The following is a 10,516-nucleotide window of genomic DNA, read 5'->3' as shown; positions in this document are numbered from 1 at the left end:
AAGGTCTGTCCGGCCCGCGCCCTCATCCGGAGGTGCCCGCGGCAGCGGACCTCGAAGGCGGGTTCCGGGGATCGCGCCGCCGGCTGGAGCCGTCCTTCGCGGCCTCCGCCACGCTCCGGCACCTCGGGATGAGGGCGCCGGTGGGCATCATCCCCGCGTCCATCCGACCGTCGAGCCACCAACCCGCCTCCGCCGACCGCCGGCGTCGCACCCTCGCATCCCTCCTCCTCGCCGCCCCGCTCCTCGCCGGCTGCGTGGTCGGCCCGGACTACACCCGGCCCTCCGTGGAGACGCCGCTGGCCTACAAGCAGGGCGGTGTCCGGGAGGACAGCCCGGCCTACGTCGCGGCGCGAAAGAAGGGCTGGCGCGAGGCCCGGCCGAGCGACGCGGTCGAGCGCGGCGACTGGTGGCGGGTGTTCAAGGACCCGACCCTCGACCGGCTGATCCGCCTCGTCGACGTCGACAACCAGTCCCTCCGGCAGGCGGTGGCGAACTACCGGCAGGCGCGGGCGCTCGTCGCCTCCGCGCAGGCGGCCCTGTACCCGACGGTGATCGGCGCGCCGAGCATCACCCGGACCGGCAGCGGCACCGCCACGCGCACCAACGTGGCGCTGCTGGGCCAGGCGAGCTGGGAGCTCGACCTGTTCGGCGGCACGCGCCGCACCATCGAGAGCGAGGCGGCCCTGGCGCAGTCCGACGCCGCCACGATCGCGCTGACCCGCCTGAGCATCCAGGCGGAGATCGCGGCCGACTACCTGACGGTGCGCTACGCCGATTCCCTCCAGAAGGTGCTCGACGAGAACGTCGAGAACTTCAAGAGGACCCTGGCGATCACCGAGAACCAGTACGCCGCCGGGGTCGCGGCGCGCTCCGACGTGATCACCGCGCAGACCCAGGTCCAGACCATCCAGGCCCAGGCCATCGCGGTGCGCCTGACCCGGGTGCAGTTCGTCAACGCCATCGCCACCCTGATCGGGCGCCCGCCCTCCGAGGTGTCGATCCCGGTATCCGGCATCGGGCGCAGCCCGCCGGGCGTGCCGGTGGGCATCCCCGGCGACCTGCTGGAGCGGCGGCCCGACGTGGCCCAGGCCGAGCGCCTCGTCCAGGCGCAGAGCGAGCGCATCGGCGTGGCGGTGGCGGCCTTCTTCCCGACCGTGACGATCTCGGCCCAGGGCGGCATCTCGGGGGCGACCCGCAACGGCCTGCTCTCGGCGGCCAACCAGGTCTGGTCGGTGGCGGCCTCCGGCAGCGAGGTGCTGTTCGACGGCGGCGCCCGCACCGCGGCGCTGCGCTCGGCCGAGGCCGGCTACGACGCGGCGGTGGCCAATTACCGGCAGGTGGTGCTGGCCGCCCTCGCGGAGGTCGAGAACCAGATGGCGGCTTTGCGCATCCTCGGCCAGCAGCAGGGGGCGCAGGACACCGCCGTGGACCTGTCGCGCAGGGCCGTGGAGATCACCCTCAACGAGTACCGGGCCGGCACCCAGAACTTCACCACGGTGGTGACCGCGCAGAACCTGCTCGTGAACAACGAGGTCAACGCCCTTCAGGTGCGACTGAACCGCTTCACCGCGGCGGTCACGCTGATCCGGGCGCTCGGCGGCGGCTGGGACGTGCGCGCCCTGCCGAGCGATTCCGAGCTGAAGGGCCCGAGCCTGCCGATCGACCGGGGCGGCCAGGCGGTCCGCCCCGACGAGTAGCGGCCGCCAGGCCGAGCGCCCGCGCGGGACCTTCAGGCCGCCGCGGCGTGCCCGACGCAGGGCTGGACCTCGACGGTGACGTGGCTCAGGCCCCTCACCCCGGCGAGGCGCGCCTTGTAGTGGGCGGGCGGCTGCGGATCGTCGCTGACGAGGGCGATCACGGCGGCCCGGTGGCCCGGCCCGAGCTGCCAGAGATGCAGGTCGCTGACCCGGTCGCCGCCGATCTCCAGACGCTCCCGGATCTCCCGAGTGGCCGCCGGCGAGGGCCGCGCGTCGAGGAGAACGAGGGCGGCCGTCCGCAGCAGGCTCCACGACCACGCCAGGATCACCGCGGTGCCGACGAGGCCCATGGCCGGGTCGAGCCAAGCGAGGCCGAGATAGCGCCCGCCGAGCAGCGCCGCGATGGCCAGGACCGACGTCAGCGTGTCGGCCAGGACGTGGACGTAGGCGGCCCGGAAGTTCGTGTCGTGGCCGCCGTGGCCGCCATGCGCGTGGCCCGCGTGCGCGTGACCTCCGTGCGCGTGGCCTCCGTGATGGTGAGCGTGGTCGTCGTGGCCGTGATCGTCGTGGTCGTCGTGCAGCAGCCAGACGCTCGCGAGGTTCACGGCGAGCCCCAGCACGGCGATCGGGATCGCCTGACCGAAGCCGATCGCCACCGGATGCAGCAGCCGGTCGAGGCTCTCGGCGCCGATCAGCAGGGCGATCAGGCCGAGCAGCAGCGCGCTGGCGAAGGCCGCGAGGTCGCCGAACTTGCCGGTGCCGAAGCTGAAGCGGGGATCGTCCGCGTGGCGGCGGGCGAAGTGGTAGGCGAGCGCCGCGATGCCCAGGGCCGCCGCGTGGGTCGACATGTGCCAGCCGTCGGCGACCAGCGCCATCGAGCCGAGCCACGTGCCGCCGGCGATCTCAGCCACCATCGTGACGGCCGCGAGCGCGACCACCGCCCAGGTCCGGCGGGCGTGGCGATCGTGCCGGTCACCCAGGAAGACGTGGCTGTGGGCCCAGGGCTCGAGGGAATGGGTATGCATGCGGGGTTCCTTGATCCTAGCCTCGGCGCAGCATAGCCCAGCGGGTACCGGAACGGGCCGCGCCGCGGCGGGTTGTCAGGCCGGTTTGGTGCACTGCAGCCACACGGGAGTCAGGGATGGCCGAGCCGACGACAGCCCTCAAGGACACGGCAGCCTGCGGCACGCAGCCGGCGCCGCCGTGCACGCTGGTGATCTTCGGGGCCGGCGGCGACCTCACCAAGCGCCTGCTGATGCCCTCGCTCTACAACCTCGCCGGCGCCGGCCTGCTGTCCGAGGGCTTCTCGATCCTCGGCATCGATCACAATGACGGGACGGACGAATCGCTCCGCGAGAATCTCACCCAGACCCTGGAGGCGTTCAGCAAGGACCCGACCTCGGAGTTCCACGCCGACCACATCGACCCGAAGAGCTGGGGCTTCATCCGGGACCGGCTCCACTACCTCAAGGGCGATTTCGAGAAGCCCGAGACCTACGCGGCCGTGAAGCAGCGGGTCACCGGCAGCGCGGTGTTCTACTGCGCGGTGGCGGCGCGCTTCTTCGGGACGATCGTGGACGGGCTCGGCCAGGCCGGCCTGCTCAAGCAGGAGGGCGACACCTTCCGCCGCGTGGTCATCGAGAAGCCGTTCGGCTCCGATCTCGCCTCGGCCCGGGAGCTGAACGCCCGCATCCTCCGCCAGGGCGACGAGAGCCAGTTCTACCGGATCGACCACTTCCTGGGTAAGGAGACCGTGCAGTCGATCATGGCGTTCCGCTTCGCCAACGGCCTGCTGGAGCCGGTCTGGCGGCGGGAATACATCGACAGCATCCAGATCACGGCGGCCGAGACCGTGGGTGTCGAGGAGCGGGGCGGCTTCTACGAGCCGACCGGGGCGCTGCGCGACATGGTGCCGAACCACATGTTCCAGCTGCTCTGCATGGTCGCCATGGAGCCACCGAACTCCTTCGACGCGGAGGCCGTGCGCACCGAGAAGGCCAAGCTCGCCGAGGCCGTGAAGCCGATCCCGCCCGAGGACGCGGTGCGCGGCCAGTACACGGCCGGCACATCGGAGGGGCGCGACGTGCCCGCCTACCGGGACGAGCCGCACGTGGCGAAGGACTCGGTCACCGAGACCTACATCGCCCTGAAGCTCAACATCGAGAACTGGCGCTGGGCCGGCGTGCCGTTCTACGTCCGCACCGGCAAGCGCATGACCGGGCGGCGCACCGAGATCGCGGTGCTGTTCAAGCCGGCGCCGTTCAAGATGTTCGAGGACACCCCCACGGCCGACCTCGCGCCCACCGTGATGCGGATCCAGATCGATCCCGATCACGGGGTCAGCACCGAGTTCAACGTCAAGGTGCCGGGGCCGCAGATGAAGATCGGCCGGGTGCGCTCCGGCTTCCGCTACAAGGACTTCTTCGCCGACCGGCCGAATGTCGGCTACGAGACGCTGCTCTACGATTGCATGACCGGCGACGCGACGCTGTTCCAGCGCGCCGACAACATCGAGGCCGGCTGGGCCGCGGTCGATCCCCTGCTCAAGGGCTGGCCGCAGGCGGAGGTGAACTTCTACCCCGCGGGCAGCGCCGGCCCGACGGAGGCCGACGCGCTGCTCGCCCGCGACGGCCGCCACTGGCTGGGTCTGGACGGCGAGACCGACTGAGCGGCCCGACAATTCGTTCGAACGCGAGGGTCGGCGGTTCCGCGCCTCCCCTTCCCGAAACGGTGCGGCCGCCTGCCGCCCCCTGCGCCCCAGCCGTCAGTGCGCGTGCAGCGAAGCGATCCAGGGCAGCGCCACGGCGACGAGCGTCGCGCCACCTTGGGCCACGGCGCTGCGCTCGCTGTGACGGGGTTCGGCCCTGTCAAACCGGTCGTGGCGGATGGATCGACCCGGTTGTCCAGCGGGTCGCCGGCTCATCCGCGTCTCAGCCCGCCCTGCCGTAATCGCGGGCGTCCCGCGCCTGGCGGTGAAAGGTGAGCCGGCGATCGAATTCCCGCGGGTCCTTCGGCTTCACCAGGGCGCCCGGGGGCACGTTCAGCCAATCGACCAGCCGGGTGAGCATGAAGCGGAGCGCGGCGCCCCGGCACAGGATCGGCAGGGCCGCGACCTCGGCGGCCTCCAGGGGCCGCACGGCCTCGTAGCCGGCGATCAGCGCGGCGGCCATGTCGCGGTGGAAGGTGCCGTCGGGGTCGAAGCACCACGCGTTCAGGCAGACCGCGAGGTCGTACGCGAAGGCGTCCGTGCAGGCGAAGTAGAAGTCGATCAGGCCCGACAGCGCGTCGCCGATGAAGAAGACGTTGTCGGTGAACAGGTCCGCGTGGATCACGCCGCCCGGCAGGTCCCGGGGCCAGTGCGCCTCCAGGACGGCGAGGTCCGACCGGGTGCGCGCCGCGAGGCCGGGCTCGACCGAATCGGCCTGGGCCTCGGCCTGCGCGAAGAGCGGGCGCCACGCGGACACCGAGAGATTGTTGTCCCGCACCATCGGGAAGTCCCGGCCGGCGGCGTGCAGCTCCGCGAGGGCCCGGCCGAGTTCCCGGCAATGCTCGATGCCCGGCGCCTTGACCGAGACGCCCTCCAGGAAGCTCACGATGGCGGCGGGCCGGCCGCAGAGCTGGCCGAGGGCCTGGCCGGCCCGGTCGCGCACGGGCTGCGGGCAGGCGAGGCCCCGGGCCGAGAGGTGCTCCATCAGCCCGATGAAGAACGGCAGGTCCTGTTCCCGGACGCGCTTCTCGTAGAGCGTCAGGATGTAGGCGCCCTCGGTCGTGTGCAGGAAGAAGTTCGAGTTCTCGACGCCCTCCGCGATGCCCTTGAAGGAGAGCAGGCTGCCGATCGCGTAGGCGGACAGGAACTCGGCGAGCGCCGCGTCGGATACCTCGGTGTAGACGGCCACGTGTCTGCGCTCTGATGTCGGAAGTTCGATACGGCAAGGGGCGCCGAAGCGCCCCCGCATAAAGCCTGCCGCGCGCCCCGAGCCCGGGGCGTCGGGGCTGTCGGACCGGACCGCCTACTCGGCGGCCTCGCTGCGCAGCTCCCGCGGCAGCGGGAAGACCATGTCCTCGATCACGGTCGAGACCGTGTCGACCATCACGTCGTAGCGGGCCGCGAAGGCGTCGATGATCTCCTCGACCAGGACTTCGGGGGCCGAGGCGCCGGCCGTGAGGCCGAGCTTGCGGATGCCCTCGAAGGCCGGCCAGTCGATCTCCTCGGCGCGGAGCACGAGGCGGGTGATCGGGCAGCCGACGCGCTCGGCGACCTCGCGCAGGCGCTGCGAGTTCGACGAGTTCGACGAGCCGACCACGATCAGGGCGTCGACCAGCGGCGCCACCTGCTTCACCGCCTCCTGGCGGTTGGTGGTGGCGTAGCAGATGTCGTCCTTGTGCGGCCCGGTGATGTTCGGGAACTTCTTCTTCAGGGCCTCGACGATGTGCCGGGTGTCGTCCACCGACAGGGTCGTCTGGGTGACCCAGGCGAGGTTGTCGGGATTGTCCGGTGTCAGGGCGGCGATCTGCTCGAGATCCTCCACGAGGGTGATCGAGCCCTTGGGCAGCTGGCCCATCGTGCCCACCACCTCGGGATGGCCGGAATGGCCGACGAGCAGCACGTGGCGGCCGCGCTTGTGGTGGATCTCGGCCTCGCGGTGGACCTTGGTCACCAGCGGGCAGGTGGCGTCGATCGTGGTCAGCCCGCGCGAATCAGCGTTGGCCGGGACGGTCTTGGCCACCCCGTGGGCGGAGAAGATCACCGGGGCGCCGCCGTCCGGCACCTCGTCGAGCTCGCGGACGAACACGGCGCCCTTCCGCTTCAGGCTCTCCACGACGTACTTGTTGTGCACGATCTCGTGGCGGACGTAGACGGGCGGCCCGTAGATGGCGAGCGCCCGCTCCACGACGTCGATGGCCCGCACCACGCCGGCGCAGAAGCCGCGCGGGGCGCAGAGCAGGATCTCCAGCGGCGGCTTGCCGGCGGTGCCCGGGACGGGCTCGGGGGTCGCGATATCGGCGGTCATGCGGGGGATGTGGCGAGGGCGGGGCTGTCCTGTCAACAGGACTGGCCCAGGAACCGGGCGGGAAGAGGGAAGCGGAACCGCTCCGTGGCCCCTCTGTAGCACGATTGCCGCGGGAATGGGACCCGCGCCGGCTCCCTCAGAGCCGCCGGATCCCCGTCACGGCGCCGAAGCTGTGCGCCGCGATGCGGGCGACCGCCCCGGCGAGCGGCTCCGCGGCGACCGCCATGTGGTGGCCGTTGGCGTGGATCAGCGTCTCGGGATCGACCATCAGCCCGACATGGCCGCGCCAGAAGACGAAGTCGCCCCGGCGCAGGCCCGCGACCTCCGGGCGCGCGGGATCGAACGTCAGCGCCTGCCCGAGGGCCCGCTCCTGCATGTCGGCGTCGCGCGGGCAGGGCAGCCCCGCCGCGTCGAGGCAGAGCTGCACGAGGCCGGAGCAGTCGAGCCCGAGGCTGGTGCGGCCGCCCCAGAGATAGGGGGTCCCGGCGAGCCGCGCGGCCGTCGCGGCGTAGTCCGGCTCGCGCGCTTCGACGGGCGCGCAGTGGCGGGCGAACACGTAGCCGCCCGGCGTCTCCAGGTAGGCGCCCGCCTCCCCCGTCGCGGCGAGGCGTGCGCCGAGGCTGAGATGGCCGAGGACCGGCCGCTTCAGGTCCGGCTCGGGATACAGGAAGGTGCGCAGGGCCGTGACGCGGTGCGTCGGCTCCGGATCGGCCGGACCGAGGCTTTCGGCCGGCAGGTAGCCGACGTAGGCGTCGCGGGCGAGCTGCACGAAGGCGAAGCCGGACGCCGTGTCGTAGAGGTCGACTGCGTCGCCGAGCAGCGCCTCGGTGTCGAGCCCCGCATCGGCGGCCGGTGCGCGGCGCAGCGGTGCCGACGGGACGGTCACCCGCCGCCGCGTCCCGGCGACGTAGCGCGCCGCCGCGACGCGGTCCCGCAGGCGGAGATCGGCGACGTGCGGCCGGGCCGGGGTCAGCCGGGGATCGAGACTCTCGGTCATGCGCGGACCCTACCATGCCGGACTGAAGCGCAGGTAAGCGCGGGCTCGCCAGACTGCGCCACTATGACGCATCGGGGCGCGTTCCCGAAGCTGGGCAGACGGCGCTGGCCCGCGGGACGCCCGAAACTCCGGCAGATCGGGCACCGGATGCCCGAAGCGGTCCGAGCCTGCCCAAGCGCGCGGCAGCCGGCCTCACAGCTGCGCCACTGCGCGTCAGCTCCGCGTCTCCCCCGCGCTATCCGCCGGCGAGACATGTGCGGGAGGCGCCCATCACACGTTTTTGATGCACTGCACAACCTGTCCGGAAGGCGCTATGTCTGGTGCATGAAGACCGCGAGTCGCCCCGTGAAGAAGACGCAGAAGAGCTTCGCCGACCTGCCACCGATCCGCGTCCGCCGCGAGCCGCCCACCGTGAGCGAGGCGGTCGCCGCCGCGCAGGACCTCGCGGACGACGTGGAGCAGCAGGTCGAGATCGCCGCCGGCCTGATGGGCCTGCCGGCCGACGAGGTCCGCCCCCACGTCCTGGCGGCCAAGAAGGCCAAGCCGGAGCGCATGCCCGAGCGGATCCTGACCCAGGCGAGCCCGAGCCGGGCCCCGCGCACCGTGGTGGTGGAGCGCCGCACGCGCCCGACCGTGGTGATCGAGCGCCGCAGCCGGCCCCTCGACCCGCGCCGCTGACGGCCCGGCCCCTCCGCCGGAGGGCGCGCCCTCCGGATCACCCGGCTGGATCGCCCGCGCTCAGTCGGCGGTCTGCACCGACCACGTGGCGTGGCGGATGCCGGGCATCCGGGCCAGCTCGTTGGTCACGGCGTCGAGTTCCTCCGCCTTGACGGCGCTGGCCGTGAGCGTCGCCACCACGTCGACCGCGCTCTCGCCGCGCTCCTCGATCTCGACGCTGCCGACCGGGTAGTTCGCCGCCTCCAGGCGCTCCACCAGCAGGTCCTGCGCCGGCCCGGCCTCGCCGGGCGCCGTGGTGACCTGGACCTCGTAGGTCGCCTCGGTGGCGGATTCGCGGATCGGCGCGCGGTTGATGGCGTTCACCAGCGGCCGGAGCGCGGTGTTGCAGGCGAGCACCGTCACCATCACGAACACCGCCTCCAGGGGCAGGTCGGCGCCGCAGAAGGCCCCGACCGCGGCCGAGCACCACAGGGTCGCGGCCGTGTTGAGGCCGCGGACGTTCATCCCCTCCTTCATGATCACGCCGGCGCCGAGGAAGCCGATGCCGGAGATCACGTAGGCCACGGTCCGGACGCCCCCGTCCGGACCGGTCAGGCGCATGCCGAGATCCACGAAGGCGCTCGCCCCGACCGCGACCAGCACCGCCGTGCGCAGGCCCGCGGTGCGCTGCCGGTACTGCCGCTCGGCCCCGATGATCGTGCCCAGCACGAAGGCCACGAGCAGGCCGATCGCGGATTTCAGTTCTTCGGGGAGGGCGGCGTAGCTGGTCATCCGGCGTCTCATGGGAGCGGAGAGGTGACGGAACCGTGACACCATGGCCCGGGCGGGATCGGAAAGCGTGTCCGAAGCGGGATTGACGGCCGCACCGGGCAGCGGGCACACCGGCAAGAGCCTGAGGATCCCTTAAGAATCCGGGACCCGGCCGAGGAGACGTGCAGGATGCAGCACACGGCCCAGGACAAGGCCCGGAACATGGCCCGGGACATGGCCCGACGGGCGGATCCGCTCCGCGCCGGATCGTTCTCCGCATGAGCGGCGCCACGAGCGGCGCCCTCGCCGAACGCAGGCCCGACACCGCACCCGACAAAGGGCCCAGCAGCACGCCCGACGCCGCCCTGCACGGCCGCGTCATGGCGCTGCGCGAGGGGCTGGAGCGCGGCCTGATCGGCAGCGCCGGCCTCGTGGAGCGCCTGCTGATCGGGCTCCTCACCGGCGGGCACCTGCTGATCGAGGGCGCGCCGGGGCTCGCCAAGACCCGCGCGGTCAAGCGCCTCGCCGACGGCCTCGACGGCTCCTTCGCGCGCATCCAGTGCACCCCGGACCTGATGCCGGCCGACCTCACCGGCACCACCGTCTGGCGTCAGGACAGCGGCACCTTCGAGTTCCTGCCCGGGCCGCTGTTCCACGCCCTCGTGCTGGTGGACGAGGTCAACCGCGCCCCCCCGAAGGTGCAGTCGGCGCTGCTCGAATCGATGGCCGAGGGGCAGGTGACGGTCTCGGGGACGACGCACCGCCTGTCCGACCCGTTCATGGTCGTGGCGACCCAGAACCCGATCGAGCATGCCGGCACCTTCCCGCTGCCGGAGGCGCAGCTCGACCGCTTCCTCCTCCACGTCGTGGTCGACATGCCCGACGAGACCACCGAGCGGGCGATCCTCGACCTCGTGGAGGGCGAGATCACCCACCACGTCGACGCGATGACCGTGCGGCTGTCGCTGGCGGACGTGCGCGCCGCCCGAGAGGCGGCGCTCGCCACCTACGTGTCGCCGGCCCTCAAGGACTACCTCGTCCGGCTGGTGGCGGCGACCCGCACTGACGCGGCCGCCCCGGACCTGCGCGCCATGATCGAGCACCCGGCCTCCCCGCGCGGCACCCTGGCGCTGATGATGGCCGGCAAGGCCCGGGCCTGGCTGCGGGGGCGCGACCACGTCACGCCCGAGGACGTCGCGGAGCTGGCCCGCGACGCCCTCTCCCACCGGATCGGCCTGACCTGGCGAGCGGCCGCCGAGGGCCGGACGGCGCGCGGCCTCGTCGGCGAGCTGGTGCAGCGGGTGCGGGCGCTCTGACGGTGTTCGGGTTCGGGCAGGCGCGGCGCAGATCCCCTCTCCCCGCCGCGGGGGCGGTCGGCCCGA

At 72.6% G+C, this 10,516-nt stretch carries 9 protein-coding genes; 4 read left to right on the top strand and 5 right to left on the bottom strand.

Annotated elements, in window-relative coordinates; translation table 11 throughout:
• The first annotated feature begins 161 nt into the window (after nucleotides 1-161).
• The gene (locus BLW78_RS16885) at nucleotides 162-1,697 is read left to right on the top strand and encodes an efflux transporter outer membrane subunit (protein ID WP_091681056.1); all 1,536 of its coding nucleotides are present in this window, start codon (nucleotides 162-164) and stop codon (nucleotides 1,695-1,697) included.
• A gap of 32 nt (nucleotides 1,698-1,729) precedes the next feature.
• Here the strand turns inward: BLW78_RS16885 and dmeF are convergent, their stop codons facing one another.
• The gene (gene dmeF, locus BLW78_RS16880) at nucleotides 1,730-2,722 is read right to left on the bottom strand and encodes a CDF family Co(II)/Ni(II) efflux transporter DmeF (RefSeq protein ID WP_091680965.1); all 993 of its coding nucleotides are present in this window, start codon (nucleotides 2,720-2,722) and stop codon (nucleotides 1,730-1,732) included.
• A gap of 116 nt (nucleotides 2,723-2,838) precedes the next feature.
• Here dmeF and zwf point away from each other — a divergent pair, with 116 nt between their 5' ends.
• Nucleotides 2,839-4,365: a glucose-6-phosphate dehydrogenase gene (zwf, locus tag BLW78_RS16875; RefSeq protein ID WP_091680963.1), complete on the top strand. Its 1,527-nt coding sequence runs from the start codon at nucleotides 2,839-2,841 to the stop codon at nucleotides 4,363-4,365.
• Nucleotides 4,366-4,627: 262 nt separating this feature from the next.
• On the opposite strand, the gene BLW78_RS16870 is transcribed toward zwf, so the two are convergent.
• From BLW78_RS16870 to BLW78_RS16860, 3 genes are all read right to left on the bottom strand, one after another.
• Nucleotides 4,628-5,593, bottom strand: a complete 966-nt coding sequence (locus tag BLW78_RS16870) for a homoserine kinase (RefSeq protein ID WP_091680962.1) — start codon at nucleotides 5,591-5,593, stop codon at nucleotides 4,628-4,630.
• A gap of 114 nt (nucleotides 5,594-5,707) precedes the next feature.
• Nucleotides 5,708-6,709, bottom strand: a complete 1,002-nt coding sequence (gene ispH, locus BLW78_RS16865; RefSeq protein WP_020094032.1) for a 4-hydroxy-3-methylbut-2-enyl diphosphate reductase — start codon at nucleotides 6,707-6,709, stop codon at nucleotides 5,708-5,710.
• A gap of 136 nt (nucleotides 6,710-6,845) precedes the next feature.
• Nucleotides 6,846-7,706, bottom strand: a complete 861-nt coding sequence (locus BLW78_RS16860) for a C40 family peptidase (RefSeq protein WP_091680960.1) — start codon at nucleotides 7,704-7,706, stop codon at nucleotides 6,846-6,848.
• A gap of 345 nt (nucleotides 7,707-8,051) precedes the next feature.
• Between BLW78_RS16860 and BLW78_RS16855 the strand changes: the two genes are divergently transcribed.
• Entirely contained in the window at nucleotides 8,052-8,384 is a 333-nt protein-coding gene (locus BLW78_RS16855; RefSeq protein WP_244526967.1) for a hypothetical protein, read from the top strand.
• A 60-nt stretch (nucleotides 8,385-8,444) separates the two neighbouring features.
• Here the strand turns inward: BLW78_RS16855 and BLW78_RS16850 are convergent, their stop codons facing one another.
• Nucleotides 8,445-9,155, bottom strand: coding sequence for an MgtC/SapB family protein (locus tag BLW78_RS16850; RefSeq protein ID WP_056533658.1), 711 nt, complete (start codon nucleotides 9,153-9,155; stop codon nucleotides 8,445-8,447).
• 257 nt (nucleotides 9,156-9,412) lie between these two features.
• On the opposite strand from BLW78_RS16850, the gene BLW78_RS16845 reads away from it, so the two are divergent.
• The gene (locus BLW78_RS16845) at nucleotides 9,413-10,450 is read left to right on the top strand and encodes an AAA family ATPase (RefSeq protein WP_091680957.1); all 1,038 of its coding nucleotides are present in this window, start codon (nucleotides 9,413-9,415) and stop codon (nucleotides 10,448-10,450) included.
• The last annotated feature ends 66 nt before the right edge of the window (nucleotides 10,451-10,516 follow it).

The organism is Methylobacterium sp. 275MFSha3.1, from assembly GCF_900108435.1.
Taxonomy (GTDB): domain Bacteria; phylum Pseudomonadota; class Alphaproteobacteria; order Rhizobiales; family Beijerinckiaceae; genus Methylobacterium.
Note: the sequence above shows the minus strand (reverse complement) of the source record. Positions and strands in the feature narration are given on the sequence as shown.